This is a genomic window from Stenotrophomonas sp. 169 (assembly GCF_014621775.1).
Classification (GTDB): Bacteria; Pseudomonadota; Gammaproteobacteria; order Xanthomonadales; family Xanthomonadaceae; genus Stenotrophomonas.
On sequence record NZ_CP061204.1, the window covers coordinates 249924 to 266047 of the forward strand.

Here is a 16124-nt window from a genome sequence, read left to right on the forward strand (position 1 = left end):
TTTGCATGTCGCGTACCGTCATCCTGGCCGCCGCCATCAGCCTGGCGCTGGCCGCCTGTTCCGGCAAGGAGTCCACCCCCGTGTCCGAAGCCCAGAATGCCCCGGCCCAGCAGCCGGCCGATGCCTCCACCAACCCGCTGCTGAGCGCCAGCACGCTGCCCTTCCAGGCACCGCCGTTCGACAAGATCCAGGACAGCGACTACCTGCCCGCCTTCGAAGAGGGCATGCGCCAGCATCTGGCTGAAGTGCGCGCCATCGCCGACAAGAGCGAACCGGCGACCTTCGACAACACCATCGTGGCGATGGAGCGCAGCGGCGAAACGCTGACCCGCGTCTCGCGCATCTTCTTCGGCTTGGTACAGGCCGATACCAACGAAGCGCGCCAGAAGATCCAGGAAGAAGTGGCGCCCAAGCTGGCTGCCCACCAGGATGAAATCAACCTGGATCCGAAGCTGTTCGCGCGGGTGAAGTCGCTGTACGACCAGCGCGCCACGCTGGGCCTGGATCCGGTGCAGACGCGTCTGGTCGAGCACTACTACGATGGCCTGGTGCGGTCCGGTGCGCAGCTCAACGACGCCGACAAGGCCAGCCTGCGCAAGCTCAACGTGGAAGAAACCACGCTGTCCACGCAGTTCCACACCCGCCTGGTGGCGGCGACCGCCGCCGCAGCCGTGGTGGTGGATGACAAGGCCAAGCTGGCCGGGCTGAGCGAAGATGCGATCGCCACCGCCGCCGCCGATGCCACCGCGCGCAAGCTGGACGGCAAGTTCCTGCTGCCGTTGCAGAACACCACCCAGCAGCCGGTGCTGGGCTCGCTGAGTGATCGCGAGCAGCGCGCGGCCGTGCTGAAGGCATCGGAAACCCGTGCCCTGCGCGGTGATGCCAACGACACCCAGCAGACCGTGCAGCGTCTCGCCCAGCTGCGTGCGCAGAAGGCCAAGCTGCTCGGCTTCGCCACGTATGCCGATTACAACCTGGGCGACCAGATGGCCAAGACGCCGGCTGCTGCCTTGAAGCTGCTGACCGACACCGTGCCGGCGGCTACCGCCAAGGCGCGCGTTGAGGCCGCCGACATCCAGAAGGTGATCGACGAACAGAGCGCTGCATCGAAGACCGCCAGCTTCAAGCTGGCCGCATCGGACTGGGACTTCTACGCCGAGCAGGTGCGCAAGGCGAAGTACGACCTGGACGAATCACAGATCAAGCCGTACTTCGAACTGGACAACGTGCTGCAGAACGGCGTCTTCTATGCCGCCACCCAGCTGTATGGCATCACCTTCAAGCCGCGCACCGACATCCCGACCTACCACGCGGACATGAAGGTGTACGAAGTGTTCGACAAGGACGGCACCTCGCTGGCGCTGTTCTACACCGACTACTTCAAGCGTGACAGCAAGTCCGGTGGCGCATGGATGGATGTGTTCGTCGAACAGGATGGCCTGACCGGCACCAAGCCGGTGGTGTACAACGTGGCCAACTTCACCAAGCCAGCGGCCGGCCAGCCCGCGCTGCTGAGCTTCGACGACGTCACCACGCTGTTCCATGAGTTCGGCCACGCGCTGCACGGCATGTTCTCCAACGTGAAGTACCCGTCCATCGCCGGTACCGCCACCTCGCGCGATTTCGTCGAGTTCCCGTCGCAGTTCAACGAGCATTGGGCGCTGGACCCGAAGGTCTTCGCCCACTATGCGAAGAACTACAAGACCGGCGAGCCGATGCCGCAGGAACTGGTCGACAAGATCCTCAAGGCACGCAGCTTCAACCAGGGCTACGCGACGACCGAGTATCTGTCGGCCGCGCTGCTTGACCTGGCCTGGCACACGCAGAAGGCCGACGCCCCGCTGCAGGATGTGCCGGCCTTTGAAGCTGCCGCCTTGAAGAAGTTCAACGTCGATCTGGCGCAGGTGCCGCCGCGTTACCGCACCACCTACTTCGACCACATCTGGGGCGGTGGCTACTCGGCCGGTTACTACGCCTACTTCTGGGCCGAAGTGCTGGACCACGATGCCTTCGCCTGGTTCACCGAGCACGGTGGCCTCACCGCCGAAAACGGCCAGGTGTTCCGTGACAAGGTGCTGTCGCGCGGCAACAGCGTCGAGCTGAGCCAGCTCTACCGCGACTTCCGCGGCAAGGACCCGTCGGTGGAACCGCTGCTTGAGTTCCGCGGGCTGAAGTAAGGTGAACGAACGGCGGGGGAAACCCCGCCGTTCTGCTGTTGCGCCCCCTTCCGCGTGCCGGCTTTGGTAGCGCCGAGCCGTGCTCGGCGGCTCTTCGTTCCGGCACTACGATGCCTGACACAGGCCGCGCGCTGCGCTCGCCGAGCGTGGCTCGGCGCTACCCGGTTTCCGCTCGGCTCACGTGCCGACGTGCACGCGTTCGGCCTGCTCAGCCAATCCCAGGTGGTCCAGCGCGATGTCCAGCGCCAGCACGTAACTCTGCGCACCGTAGCCTGCGGCGATCCCCAGCCGCTGCCCCATGCCCGCCGGCAACCAGGGCTCGGCGACCGCCCCATCGTCATGCACTTCCACGTAGGCGTTATGCAGGTGCGGGAGCAACTGCTGCAGACGCATGCTGTCCGCGCAGGAACCCGGATCCAGCAGCGTCACCTCGCCACGCGCGTGGTCGGCCACACGTAACGCATCCAACAGTTCCTGCTCCGAGCCGCACGCCCGGATCGCCACGCTGGTGCCGGCATCCACGGCGCGGTGTACCAGCGTTTTCAGTACCAGCCCCGGCAGCGGCTCGGCGGTACGGATCAGCGCACCCGCAGTTTCTGGCCCCCGGATGATGAAGATCGACATGACGCAACTCTTGTTCGCAAGTGCGCCTGCGGCGCGGTAGACACACAATGCGCGCACCGCCCGTAACGCCTCCATGGCACGCACCGCGCAGCAGCGTAAATTCTGCGTAGCGTTCGTAGTGTCCCGGTAGAGCCGACTTCAGTCGGCTGCTTTCAGCTTGCCTGGGGCTTGCCTTGGTAGAGCCGACTTCAGTCGGCTGCTTCCAGCGCACGCAAGGGCAGCCGACTGAAGTCGGCTCTACCTGTCGGCTCTACCCGTCGGCGCTACCCGCCAGGGAACCCAACCGCCTTTCCGCGGTCTTACCCCCACACCCACCCGAGCCTCGCCATGGACGCCACTGCCCGCCTCCCCGTTACCCGACGCGCCCTGCACTGGCTGAAGAAGGAGGCCCTGCCACTGGTGGTGATGCTCGGTCTGCTCGCTGCCGCCCGTGACACGTTGGCCAACCACTACGTAGTGCCCAGCGGTTCCATGCAGCCTACGTTGGAGCCCGGTGACCGCGTGGTGGTGGACATGCGCGCCTATGGCCTGCGGCTGCCCTTCACCGCGCACGGGCTGGTGAGCACCGGCACCCCGCAGCGTGGCGAAGTGGCGGTATTCGATTCGCCCGCCGATGGCACCCGGCTGATCAAGCGCGTGGTCGCCGTGGCCGGTGACAGGGTGGATGTACACGACGGCCATCTGAGCATCAACGGGGTGCCGCTGCGGCTCGGCAACACGGCGGCCGCCGAGCAGTTCGGCACGCGCACCGCGCAACTCGACCTGGACATGGGCGGCGGCCCGGATGTCGCTGACGTGGTGGTGCCGGCCGGCAAGCTGCTGGTCATGGGTGACCACCGCGGCAACAGTTTCGACGGGCGCTTCTTCGGTTTCGTCGACGCCGACAAGGTGTATGGGCGTGCGGTCGCGGTGTATTACCGGCGCGGCGAAGGGGTGGAGTGGTTGCGTCTTTGACCACCAACCCGCGCCGAGTGCCGGATGCCGATGTCTGATGCCCGATGCCGATGCCGATGCCGATGTCGGGTGCCGGGGAACGGCGAACGGCGAACGGGGAACGGCGAACGGTAGAGCCGACTTCAGTCGGCTGCTCTTTGACCGGGGATCCGGACCATCGCGTCCAGGGCAGCCGACTGAAGTCGGCTCTACCCCAGCCTACCCGTGCCGCCACTAACCAAGACGTAATACATATCAATCCGTACCGATCAGGTTATGGATCGACTCGTGATCGGGGTCTAGCCTAGTCATCTCCCCACCCCGGCCACTTCTGTGGCCTCTCGATCCCATGAACGGTGACACCGCGGCAGCCATCGCGCACCGCACGTCCCACACGGACACCACTTCAGCGACGGCCACCCACATCGAGCAGGGCACCCCGGCGTTCCGGCGCACCGCGGTCGCGCTGTTCCTGGCTGGCTTCTCGACCTTCGGGTTGCTCTACACGGTGCAGCCGCTGCTGCCGGAGTTCAGCCGCCACTTCGGTGTATCCGCCGCCAACAGTGCGTTGGCGCTTTCGCTCAGTACCGGCCTGCTGGCGGTGATGATGTTGATCGCCGGCCTTGTCTCCGACCGCATCGGCCGCCGCAACGTCATGATCACCGCGCTGCTGGCCTCCACCGTGCTGTCGGCGGCCAGTGCGATGGTGGACGACTGGACCACCCTGTTGATCCTGCGCGCGCTGTTGGGCGTCGCCCTGAGCGGCGTGCCTGCCGTGGCCATGACCTATCTGGTCGAAGAGATGGACAGCCGCGCGATGGGCTTGGCGATGGGGCTGTACATCGGCGGCAACGCGGTTGGCGGCATGAGCGGCCGGTTGATCGCCGGCATCATCGCCGACCACTGGGGCTGGCGCTGGGGCATCGGGGTGGTATCGATCATCGCCGTCGCCAGTACGTTGCTGCTGTGGATGCAACTGCCGCCGTCGCGGCACTTCCAGAGCCGACGCGGCGGGCTGCGCCAGTTGCCATCGCGCTGGCGGCAGCTGTTCGCGGACCCTGGGCTGCCGTGGCTGTTCGCTACCGCGTTCCTGCTGATGGGCGTGTTCGTCACCACCTACAACTATCTCGGCTACCACCTGCTTGCCCCGCCGTATGCATTGAGCCAGACCGTCGTCGGCCTGATCTTCAGCGTGTATCTGGTCGGCACCTTCAGCTCGGCGTGGATGGGCCAGCAGGCGATACGCCATGGCCGCGGTCGTGTGCTTTCCATCAGCTATGCATTGATCATTGCGGGCATCGTGTTGCTGGTGATGCCGTGGCTGTGGACCATGGCGCTCGGCATCGCACTGGTGACGTTCGGTTTCTTCGGTGGCCACTCGGTAGCCAGCAGTTGGGTCGGCAGCCGCGCCGGATCGATCCGCGCCGAAGCGTCTGCGTTGTATCTGTTTTCGTACTACCTCGGGTCCAGCGTGCTGGGCGCCGTGGGCGGGCTGGCGTACACAGCGTGGGACTGGGTGGGCGTATGCGCCTTCACCGGTGCGCTCACGCTGATCGGGGCCGGCATTGCCTGGCGCCTGTGGCGCTGCCCCGCGATGGCCTGAGCGGCGCCCCTCATTGCATTTGGTAGAGCCGACTTCAGTCGGCTGCCCTTGGGTGATCGCGCGATGTTGCAAGCCGACTGAAGTCGGCTCTACCGGCCGTCGTCAACCGGACTTACCAAACTCCGCCTGCAGCAGTGCGGTGAAATTGCGGATCAACGGGGTGATGCCTTCGCGCCGCCACACCAACTGTACTTCCGAATGGGCACCGCGGTCGCCGAGGGCCACGAAACATGCGCCTTCAATCTGTATGTGGTCGCACGACGAAGGCAGGATCGCCGCGCCCAGTCCGGCGGCGGCCAGGCTGATCAGTGTTGATGCTTCACCGGCCTCCTGCACGATGCGCGGGGTGAACCCGGCTGCCGCACACAAGGCAATCATCTGATCGTGGATGCCGGCACCTACACTGCGGTGGAAACCTACGAAGGGCTCGTGCGCGAACTGCTTCAGCGGCAGCACGGTCGTCGCGGGGTCACGTCCACGCAGGGCAGGGTGGTCGCGATGCAGCACCAGCGCCAGTGGGTCGGTGAACAGGCTGCGCGCCACCAGTTCCGCCGGCAGCACGCGCTTGCGGATGATGCCCACGTCCAGTCGATTCTCCAGCAACGCGTCGATCTGCTGCAGGGTATTCATTTCGCGAAGCTGCAAGCGCACCTGCGGGAAGCGCTCCCGGTAACCGAAGATCGCGCGGGGGATCTGCGGCACCAAGGGGGTGGCGCGGGTCAGGCCGATGTGCAGTTCGCCTTGTTCGCCGCGCTGTACGCGCTGCACCTCGTCGACTGCGACGTCCACCTGCTGCAGGATGGCTCGCGCCTTTGCCTGAAGCAGTGCGCCGGCTTCGGTCAGTTGTACGCGCCGATGGCTGCGCACGAACAACGGCGCACCGAGCAGGTGTTCCAGCTGGCGGATCTGCTGGCTGAGCGGCGGCTGAGACATACCGAGCCGCTCGGCGGCCTGACCGAAGTGCAGCGTGTCGGCCACGGCGAGGAAATAGCGGAGATGGCGCAGTTCGATGGACATGGGGGCATTGTAGGTAACCGTAGACCCGTCAGGCGATGCCGAGGGTAGAGCGGACTTCAGTCGGCTGGCGGGGAGCAGCCGATGGGAGAGCCGACCTCAGTCGGCTGACCGGAAAGCAGCCGACTGAAGTCGGCTCTACCAAGTGCGGAGCAGCGCAGCGCCAGCACCAAGTGCAGAGCAGCGCAGCGCCATCACCGAGCGCGGGGTAGCGCAGCGCCAGCACCAAGCGCAGCGCCAGTACCTCGCGCAGCGGCACCAGCGCCGCCGTCGTCGCTATCAGCGCTCGGAATGCCCACTCTGGTCGTACTCGCGCGGTGAGAACAGCTCCGGCTGGATCATCTCCACGAACGCGCGCGCCTGCGCCGACAATGCCTTGCCACGCCGCACGATGACGCCATAACTGCGCTCGGGGAACCACTCGCGCATCGAACGCGCCACCAGCTTGTGGGGGTCGGCATCATTCAGGCACAGCGACGGGACGATGGAAATGCCCATCCCCATCGCCACGTACTGCTTGATCACTTCCCAGCCGCCGACTTCCAGCGCCACGGTATAAGGCAGGCGGTGGCGCTGGAACACCTGGTCCACCAGCCGGTAGGTGATCTGGCGCTTCGGTGGCAGTACCAGCGGGTGTTGGGAGATCGCCTCCAGGCTCAGCTTGCCGCGCGCCAGCGGGTGGTCGTGCGGGGTGATCAGCATCTGCTCGAAGCGGTAGGCGGGGGCGTAGGTCAGGTCGGCCGGCACGTCGGTCATCGAGCCCACGGCCAGATCCACGGCATCGTCGCGCAGCAGGTCGGTGCCGTCGGCGCTGATGGCGTTGTGCAGGGTCAGGCGCACGTCCGGGTGCAGCTGGCGGAAGCGTTCGATGATGCGCGGCAGCAGGTACAGGATGGTGGAGCTGTTGGCCGCGATGTTCAGCTCGCCGGCGTCCATGCCGCTGACCTTGTCGCGGAACCGCGCCTCCAGTCCGTCCAGGTCTTCCACCAGCGGCTGGGCCATCTCGAACAGCAACTGGCCTTCGCGGCTGGGAACCAGACGCCGCCCACTGCGCTCGAACAGCACCACGCCCAGCTCGCGCTCCAGCGCCTGCAACTGCTGGCTGATCGCCGGCTGGCTGACGAAAAGCGCCTCCGCGGCGCGTGACACCGACCCGAGTCGCACCGTCTGGCAGAACGCCCGCAGCGGTTTCAACCGGTCGGATTTGTAGGAAAAACGAGGACTTGGCGGTGGTCGCGTGGACATCGTGTCATGAGTATAAGCGCAACTTATCCAACGCATTGCAATATCTGCTTTGTCAAATACATTGCCGGCACGTCACGGTAGGGGCGTCCCTCGATCCAGGAGTGTCCCGATGCCTGCCGTTGCTACTGCTCTTCCATCGCCGCCCGCCAAGCCGACGCCCGGGATCTCGCTGACCACCCAGGTGGCCGGCCAGGCCGCCCTGCTGCCTGCCCCGCTGCTGGCGCTGCTGGTGTCGTTGCACCGCGCCGTCGAGCCGGGTCGCCAGGCCCGCTTGGCCGCCCGCGTGCAGCGTCAGGCGTTCTTCGACCAAGGCGGTCTGCCGGACTTCCGCGCCGATACCGCGCCGATCCGTGCGGAGGATTGGAAGGTGGCACCGCTGCCGACGGCGCTGCTGGACCGCCGCGTGGAGATCACCGGGCCGACCGACCCGAAGATGGTCATCAACGCGCTGAACTCCGGGGCCAAGGTGTTCATGGCCGACTTCGAGGACGCCACGGCACCGACCTGGCGCAACCTGCTGGCTGGCCAGCAGTCGCTGATCGGCGCGGTGCGCGGCGACCTGCAGTTCACCGCCCCGGCGAGCGGCAGCAAGCCGGCCAAGCACTACACGCTGCGTCCTTATGAAGAGCGCGCGGTGCTGATCGTGCGCCCGCGCGGCTGGCACCTGGACGAAAAACACGTGCTCGTGGATGGCCAGCGGCTGGCCGGTGGGCTGTTCGATGCGGCGGTGTTCGCCTACCACAACGCCCGCACGCTGATGGCCAACGACCGCGGCCCGTACTTTTACCTGCCCAAGCTGCAGAGCATGGAAGAAGCCGCGCTGTGGGAAACCGCGCTCTCGCACATCGAAGGCATGCTGGGCCTGCCGCAGGGGCAGATCAAGGTCACCGTGCTGATCGAAACGCTGCCGGCGGTGTTCGAAATGGACGAGATCCTGCACGCCCTGCGCGAGCGCATCGTCGGCCTGAACTGCGGCCGCTGGGATTACATTTTCTCGTACCTGAAGACGTTCCGCCGGCATGCCGACAAGGTGCTGCCGGATCGTGGCCAGGTGACCATGACCCAGCCGTTCCTGAAGGCCTATTCGGAGTTGCTGATCCAGACCTGCCACCGGCGCGGTGCACATGCGATGGGCGGCATGGCTGCGCAGATCCCGATCGGCAACGATGCGGCCGCCAACGAACAGGCGATGGCCCGCGTGCGGGCAGACAAGCTGCGCGAGGTCACGGCCGGCCACGACGGCACCTGGGTGGCGCACCCGGCGTTGATCCCGGTGGCGATGGCCATCTTCGATGACCACATGCCCGGCGCGAACCAGCAGCAGGTGCTGCGCCAGGACGTGCGCGTGGACCGCGACCAGTTGATCGCGCGTCCGCCGGGCACCATCACGCGTGCCGGCTTCGATGGCAACGTGGAAGTGTGCGTGCGCTACCTGGCGGCCTGGCTGGATGGGAACGGCTGCGTGCCGATCCACAACCTGATGGAAGACGCCGCCACCGCCGAGATCAGCCGCAGCCAGCTGTGGCAGTGGCTGCACACGCCCGGGCAGCAACTGGACGACGGCACGGCCATCGACCCGCCGCTGCTGGACAGCGCGTTGGCGCAGCTGCCGGCCCGCCTGGGTGACCGCGCGGCACTGCCCGGTGGCGGCCGCGTGGACGAAGCCATCGCGCTGCTGTCCGAGCTGAGCCGCGCCGATGAACTCAACGATTTCCTGACCCTGCCGGCCTACGCACGCATCGACTGATGCCTGCGCCCGCCCGCTTTTTCTTCCTGCTGTAGCACCGACGAACTGGAGATAGACATGAGCACGCTGCCCACTGCCGAACAGATCCAGCACGACTGGGACACCCACCCCCGCTGGCAGGGGATTGAACGCAACTACACCGCCGCCGACGTGGTGCGCCTGCGCGGCACCGTCCACGTGGAGCATTCGCTGGCGCGGTTGGGGGCGGAGAAGCTGTGGACGTACCTGCAGGAAAAAGAGTTCGTCAACGCGCTGGGTGCGCTGACGGGTAACCAGGCGATGCAGCAGGTGAAGGCCGGTTTGAACGCCATCTACCTGTCCGGCTGGCAGGTCGCCGCCGACGCCAACCTCGCTGGCCAGATGTACCCGGACCAGTCGCTGTACCCGGCCGATTCGGTGCCGGCGGTGGTCAAGCGAATCAACAACACGCTGCTGCGCGCCGACCAGCTGCACCATGCAGAAGGCAAGGATGACATCGACTTCCTGCAGCCCATCGTAGCGGACGCCGAGGCCGGCTTCGGCGGCGTCCTCAACGCCTTCGAGCTGATGAAAGCAATGATCGAAGCCGGTGCTGCCGGGGTGCATTTCGAAGACCAGCTGGCCTCGGTGAAGAAGTGCGGCCACATGGGCGGCAAGGTGCTGGTGCCGACCCGGGAAGCCATTGAAAAACTGAACGCGGCTCGGCTGGCGGCCGATGTGCTGGGCGTGCCGACCCTGCTGGTGGCCCGCACCGATGCCGAGGCAGCCGACCTGCTGACCAGCGACATCGACCCCAATGACCAGCCCTTCGCCACCGGCGAGCGCACCACCGAAGGCTTCTACAAGACCCGCAACGGCCTGGATCAGGCCATCAGCCGCGGCTTGGCCTACGCGCCCTATGCCGACCTGGTGTGGTGCGAGACCGGCAAGCCGGACCTGGAGTTCGCCCGCCAGTTCGCCGAAGCCATCCATGCCAGGTTCCCGGGCAAGCTGCTGGCCTACAACTGCTCACCCAGTTTCAACTGGAAGAAGAACCTGGACGACGCCACCATCGCGAAGTTCCAGACCGAGATTGCCAAGTACGGGTACAAGTTCCAGTTCATCACCCTGGCCGGCTTCCACGCGCTCAACTACTCGATGTTCAACCTGGCCCACGGCTACGCCCGCCGCCAGATGAGCGCCTTCGTGGAGCTGCAGGAGGCCGAGTTCGCCGCCGCCGACCGTGGCTTCACAGCGGTCAAGCACCAGCGCGAGGTGGGCACTGGCTATTTCGATGCGGTCACCCAAGCGATCCAGCAGGGCCAGTCCTCGACCACCGCGCTGACCGGATCCACCGAAGAAGAACAGTTCAGCGCCGGCCGCGCCGCCTGACGATCAGGATAGTGACGGCTGCTGGCCGTCAGCCCTGCCCGGCATGCCCCGGGCAGGGCCGCTGACGCCTTCTTTCAACTAGCTGAAATCATTGGGCCCGGCCCTCTAAACTGAGACGCAGCGCACGGTTGAAAGCGGTGCTATGCTCCGCTCCTCAGAATGGGCAGTCTGATCACTGGGGCAGGGAATGAGCGGCAGGGGTGCGGTCGCAGACGCGTGTGCACGGACAGGCATTGCCACCACGGCGATGGCTGAGATCGTGCACGCCGTCCTGAGTCCCGAAGAGTTCGCCCTGTTTGCCAGCTTCGCCAACCAGCGCAGCCTGCGTGATGGCGATTGCCTGTTCCGCCGAGGTCATCGTGGCAGCAGCATGTTCGTCATCGCAGAAGGCGCCATCGAGCTCGACTTCGGCGAAGACCTGGTGATGAAGCGGCTGGGCCCGAACGAGTTCTTCGGGGAGCTGGGCCTGCTGATCGGCGATCACCTGCGCAGTGCTGATGCGCGCGCGACCTGCGATACCGAAGTCCTTGAACTCGGTCATGTCGACTTTCATCGGCTGGTGGAAAGCGAGCCGGGGCTGGTAGCTTATTTCCTGCGCCGTACCATCATGCGCGTGGTGGGCAACGAGCAGGCACTGATCAGCCAGCTGCGCCGCCGCAACCATGACCTCGAAACAGCGCTGGACAACCTGTACGTCACCACCCACCAGCTCAGCCACACCCGCGAGCTGGTGCGTACCGACGAGCTGACCGGCCTGCACAACCGGCGTGGACTGGCGCTGTACCTGCAGGAATGCCGCGGACACGAAGAGGGACCCGCGCAGGGACTGCTGCTGATCGACTGCGACCACTTCAAGCAGATCAACGACCAGTTCGGCCATCAGGCGGGCGACCGCGTGCTGCAGAGCGTGGCCAACATCCTGCGCTCGATGGCCGGTGCCGACGATCTGGCCTGCCGCCTGGGCGGTGATGAGTTCTGCCTGCTGCTGCGCCGGGCCAATGCGCAGATCGTGCAGCACGCCGCCGAGTTCGTGCTCAGCGCGGTGCACGGCCTGCTGGAACGCAGCCATGGTACGCCGCATGTGTGCCATCTCAGCATCGGCGCCAGCCTGGTCGATGCCACCGCCGACTGGAGTGAGTGGTATGCCAATGCCGATCGCGCGTTGTACCAGGCCAAGCGCGATGGTGGTGATCGGCTGCGATGGGTGCATGATGTGACGGACAGCGACTAGGGCGGAAATGACCATGCGCGGCGACAAGGAACCGTCCCCCCACGTCCCGCAACTGCGGGCGTTGTTGTTCACCGATCTGGTGGACTCCACATCGCTGGTGGAGCGCATTGGCGACACTGCCGCTGCAGAGTTGTTCCAGCAGCACGATCGCCTGGTGCTGGCCATGCAGCAGCGCTGGCGCGGCCAGCAGATCGATCGCTCCGATGGCCTGTTCCTGCTGTTCGAACGCCCGGTGGATGCGCTGGGATTCGCGCTGGACTACCAGCAGGGGCTGCGCCAGCTCGGCCAGGCCAACCACGTGCCGCTGTTCGCGCGGGCCGGCCTGCACGTGGGCGAGGTGATCCTGTGGGACAACAGCGCCGAGGCCATCGCCTTGGGTTCCAAGCCGGTGGAAGTGGAAGGCCTGGCCAAGCCGATGGCCGCACGCCTGATGCAGCTGGCGCGGCCGGGGCAGGTGCTGCTGTCGGCCACCGCCGAGTCGATGGTGCGGCGCGCGACCGATCGCTTGGGTGACGTCGGCAAGGGGCTGAAGTGGAAGTCGTACGGCCGGTGGCGTTTCAAGGGCGTGGCGCAGCCCATGGATGTCCATGGCGTGGCGACGCCCGAGTTGCCGTCGGTGGGCCGACCGCGGCCGACGCCGAAGGCCATGCGCGATATCCCGTTCTGGCGCCGGCCGATGGCGATGGCGGCGGAGGCCACGTTTGCGATGGTGCTGCTGGTGGGAGGATGGTTCCTGCTGCGCCCACAACCCGCGATTGCGTTTGTCGAGCGCGACTGGGTGGTGTTGGGCGATGTAAACAACCGGACCACCACCGCGCTGCTGGGTGATGGCCTTCAGCAGGCGCTCTACATGAGCCTGGGCCAGTCGCGTTTCGTCAACGTCCTGAGCGAGCTCAAAGTCCGCGAAACACTGCAGCTCATGCAGAAGCCTGTGCGCCAGCCTCTCGACAGGGATCTTGCCGTGCAGGTGGCGATCCGCGAGGGGGCGCGGGCCGTACTTCTCCCCAGCGTCTTCGAAGTAAACAACAAGGTGCGTATCAGCGTCGAGGTGCTTGATCCGCGGACGGGAAAGACGGTGTACACACGGTTCGCAGATGGCCATGGCCTGGAGTCAGTGCTCGCCTCGACAGACAAGGTCGTCGCATCGTTGCGCGATGATCTGGGCGAAGCCATGCGCGATGTGTCGACCGATCACAAGCCGCTACCGACCGTGGCGACCGCTGATCTCGATGCGCTGCACGCCTATGCCAAGGGAGTGGAGGCGCTTGCAGAGGCACGTTACAGCGATGCGGTGATGTTCTTCGAGCAAGCGACCCGTCTGGATCCTGAGTTCGCGTTTGCGTACGTAGGCCAGATGCGCATCAAGTATGCGATGGGAAATCTTGCAGAAGCCGCCGCACTTTACGAGACGGTCAGAACCAGGCGCGCTCGGCTGACTGCACGAGATCAGCTGTATCTGGATGCGTGGGCGTTGGAGTTCACGGGTGAGCAGGCAGCAAAGACAGCCGAAAAGTGGCGGCTCCTTACTGAGCTCTATCCGGACGACAGTGCCGGCTGGATGAATTACTCGAAAGCACTGTTTGCCTACGGTTCCTACGATCTCGCACTGGACGCGGCAACGCCGCTGCTGGGTCGACAGCAGCCGTATCGTGCCCAGGTTCTTGTCTGGATTGCACGCGTGCACCTTGCCAATGGCAATACGGCCGCAGCGAGAAGTCTACTCAACGAGGCGGCGCGGCAGCCGGGATGGCGGGGTGATGGACTGGAGGCCGCGCTTCTTGCTCTTGAAGGGAATTTTGACTCTGCGAACAGCCGATTCAGTGCCATGACGTCTCCTTCGCTGGGCACGCGTCTGGAGCATGCTGCGGTTCTTGGCCTTCAGGGAAAGCCTGGAAGCGCCGCAGCGATGGCGGAAGAGGCCGTTACTCAGTGCCGGACCGTTGCAGAGATGTGCAGCGTAAGTCGGGCGCAGGCCGCCGCTTGGGAAGATCAGCAGGGGCACCCCACCGCTGCAGTCCAGTACCGGAAACTGCTCGACGCAGCAGTGGCGGAAGCGGATGTTCCCCGGACCGCGTCAAGCCGGCACCTTACGTTGGTAGCACTTGGCATTGCCTATCAGGCCGTGCGTGCTGGGCACGGTTCTGCCATTCCCAAGCAGCTGGCAAGACTTCAGGTGCTGGCGGGACAGCAGGACGACGATCCGCGTGTGCATGAGCTCAGTGCGATGCTGGGCGCACGGATGGCGCTGGACGAGGGCGACCTGGAAAGAGCGACGGCCCAGATGTCCCTGGTTCCAGCGGGGACGCTGTACCAGTGGCGAGTACTGGCGCACGACGTTGCGGCGGCGAGGGGTAATGAGCCCGAGTCTGCCAATCAGGCGAGGTGGTTGCAAGGTCATCGCGGACTCGCATTCGCGGAGGATGCGGGCGGCTATGTGCTGCTGGCGCTCAATATTGGCGACATGCGCAGGCTGGCTGCCAAGGCAGTCCAGCCCGCGACGTGAAACATCGTCGGTGTTTCAGCCGTTCAGGCCAGGCAGCCCGCTCAGGAACAGGAAGGGCACGTTGAACGGACCTTGTACTTCAAGGCGCTCAGCCAATTGCAGCTCCGCCTGAGCGAACTCGTCCTTGGTTCCCAACGAAGGAAGTGGATCGCAGCAGAGCACACCGAACGACGCATCGGCGCCCAGCCCGACCAACGCATCGCCGGGATTGGAGGCGAACGAGCTGCGGAAGAGATCGTCGGAGGACAGCAGTTGAAGGAGCTGCTGGACAAGAGCGGGGGGTAGGGTCGGCGAAGCGGTCATGTCGGACTCTGCAGGTGGGAGAAACCTATATAGCGGCCAAGCCTGCTGACAATTGATGGATGACTCCTGCAGATTCTCCCGATCGATTTCGTCTGCGGCGTGACCACGTCTGTCACCGGCTCGGCTACCCTATCCGCGTCAATCGCCATCGAGCTTTTTGAATGCGCTTTCGTCGCTGCGCGGCACTGGTTGTCGAGACCGTTGAGTCACACGTGTTCGATCTTGCGGGGGTTCTTGCTGGCACAACGGGTGTAACCGCGGAGCAGTCGTTGCAGGTGCGGGCTGCCCACTTGGACGACCCATGCGTGGTTGATCGTGATGACTGTGCGCTCCTGCTGATGCTGAGCCCGACGATCTGGCAATCCGTTCCAGAAGAGGAATCGTCTCGACGTCAGGTGTTGGGTCTGCTCGATCGCGGGCTGTTGGTAAGCGATGATCCGGCTCATGCAGATCATCACGCCTCCGATGGACGCGTGCGCAGTGCACACTGGTGGCCACTTTCAGCGATCCATTACCGGCATTCGCGCTGGAGCGCAACGGATAGTGTTGCGGAAATGGAGGATCGGCAGATGGTGACCGCGCAGGACCTGGTCAGGCAGCTCGGACCGCCGCCGCCTGCATGGCCACCTCGTGCGGCAGGGGCCATTTCTCTGCCGCTTCGGCCTGCAGCGCCGCCTGACATCCTGCTTCAGGAACGCGCTACCTGCCGGAATTACGACGCTGCCCGCAGTCTGCCCCTGCAGACCGTATCTGACGTGCTCCAGCAGGTCCTGATGGCACAGGCCACCGTGGAGACAGAACCCGGCGTCCACTTCCTGAAGAAAAACGTGCCTTCCGCGGGGAGCATGCACCCGCTCGAGGCATTCATCGTCGCGCGGGGCATAGAAGGGCTGGAGGATGGCCTGTACCACTATCACGCGATGGCGCATGAGCTGGCGAGGCTTCCCGAGCAGCCTGCCGATCTGGCCGCCTTTTCGACCAAGCTTCTCTCAGGACAGCACTGGTTTGCCAACGCGCATGTGCAGGTTGTGCTTGTCTGCCGCTTCCAGCGAAATTTCTGGAAATACCGTAACCACGCAAAGGCCTACAGGGCCGTGATCCTCGACGCCGGGCATATATCCCAAGCGTTCTACACGGCAGCGACACGGCAGGGTCTGGGGGCTTTCGTCACGGCGGCGATCAATGAGGCTGAGATCGAAACCCTGCTGGGGCTGGATCCCATGGCGGATGGCGCGCTGGCGGTCTGCGGCTTTGGTTGGCGCTCGGGTGAACAGGCCACCGCAGAACTGGATCCTGCTGGACACGTGTGGACGAACGGATCGCTGAGCATCAAGCAGACAGGCGGCTGAGCCGTCTGCTGCAGCCGCCTCCACTCGGATCAACGCGACAGGTTC

The 16124-nt window shown here is 65.3% G+C and carries 12 protein-coding genes; 8 read left to right on the forward strand and 4 right to left on the reverse strand.

The genetic code is table 11. The annotated features are described in order from the left end of the window. Positions 1–5: 5 nt before the first annotated feature. A complete protein-coding gene (locus ICJ04_RS00965) occupies positions 6–2177 on the forward strand; it encodes a M3 family metallopeptidase (protein WP_188325713.1) in 2172 nt (723 codons plus the stop codon). Between the two features lie 177 nt (positions 2178–2354). On the opposite strand, the gene ICJ04_RS00970 is transcribed toward ICJ04_RS00965, so the two are convergent. After that, positions 2355–2801 carry a 3-dehydroquinate dehydratase gene (locus tag ICJ04_RS00970; RefSeq protein WP_188325714.1) on the reverse strand — a complete coding sequence of 149 codons (447 nt, stop codon included), beginning with the start codon at positions 2799–2801 and terminating at the stop codon, positions 2355–2357. Positions 2802–3128: 327 nt separating this feature from the next. Here ICJ04_RS00970 and lepB point away from each other — a divergent pair, with 327 nt between their 5' ends. Beyond that, positions 3129–3755: a signal peptidase I gene (gene lepB / locus ICJ04_RS00975; protein WP_188325715.1), complete on the forward strand. Its 627-nt coding sequence runs from the start codon at positions 3129–3131 to the stop codon at positions 3753–3755. 328 nt (positions 3756–4083) lie between these two features. Next, positions 4084–5337, forward strand: a complete 1254-nt coding sequence (locus tag ICJ04_RS00980; protein WP_188325716.1) for an MFS transporter — start codon at positions 4084–4086, stop codon at positions 5335–5337. 102 nt (positions 5338–5439) lie between these two features. On the opposite strand, the gene ICJ04_RS00985 is transcribed toward ICJ04_RS00980, so the two are convergent. After that, positions 5440–6354, reverse strand: coding sequence for a LysR substrate-binding domain-containing protein (locus ICJ04_RS00985; protein WP_188325717.1), 915 nt, complete (start codon positions 6352–6354; stop codon positions 5440–5442). Positions 6355–6630: 276 nt separating this feature from the next. Then, a complete protein-coding gene (locus ICJ04_RS00990; RefSeq protein WP_188325718.1) occupies positions 6631–7596 on the reverse strand; it encodes a LysR family transcriptional regulator in 966 nt (321 codons plus the stop codon). A 109-nt stretch (positions 7597–7705) separates the two neighbouring features. Here ICJ04_RS00990 and aceB point away from each other — a divergent pair, with 109 nt between their 5' ends. The 4 genes from aceB (at position 7706) to ICJ04_RS01010 (ending at position 14427) form a co-directional block, all read left to right on the forward strand. Further along, entirely contained in the window at positions 7706–9343 is a 1638-nt protein-coding gene (aceB, locus tag ICJ04_RS00995; RefSeq protein ID WP_188325719.1) for a malate synthase A, read from the forward strand. A gap of 57 nt (positions 9344–9400) precedes the next feature. Next, positions 9401–10693 (forward strand): isocitrate lyase, encoded by a 1293-nt coding sequence (aceA, locus tag ICJ04_RS01000; RefSeq protein ID WP_188325720.1) that lies wholly within the window; start codon positions 9401–9403, stop codon positions 10691–10693. Positions 10694–10880: 187 nt separating this feature from the next. Further along, positions 10881–11924 carry a GGDEF domain-containing protein gene (locus tag ICJ04_RS01005; protein ID WP_188325721.1) on the forward strand — a complete coding sequence of 348 codons (1044 nt, stop codon included), beginning with the start codon at positions 10881–10883 and terminating at the stop codon, positions 11922–11924. A 13-nt stretch (positions 11925–11937) separates the two neighbouring features. Beyond that, on the forward strand, positions 11938–14427 hold the full coding sequence (locus ICJ04_RS01010; protein WP_188325722.1) for a putative peptide modification system cyclase: 2490 nt from the start codon (positions 11938–11940) through the stop codon (positions 14425–14427). Between the two features lie 15 nt (positions 14428–14442). Here ICJ04_RS01010 and ICJ04_RS01015 read toward each other — a convergent pair whose 3' ends face one another. Then, complete coding sequence (locus ICJ04_RS01015) at positions 14443–14730, reverse strand: NHLP-related RiPP peptide (RefSeq protein ID WP_188325723.1); 288 nt, start codon at positions 14728–14730, stop codon at positions 14443–14445. Positions 14731–14891: 161 nt separating this feature from the next. Between ICJ04_RS01015 and ICJ04_RS01020 the strand changes: the two genes are divergently transcribed. After that, positions 14892–16079: a putative peptide maturation dehydrogenase gene (locus ICJ04_RS01020; protein WP_188325724.1), complete on the forward strand. Its 1188-nt coding sequence runs from the start codon at positions 14892–14894 to the stop codon at positions 16077–16079. Positions 16080–16124 lie beyond the last annotated feature (45 nt).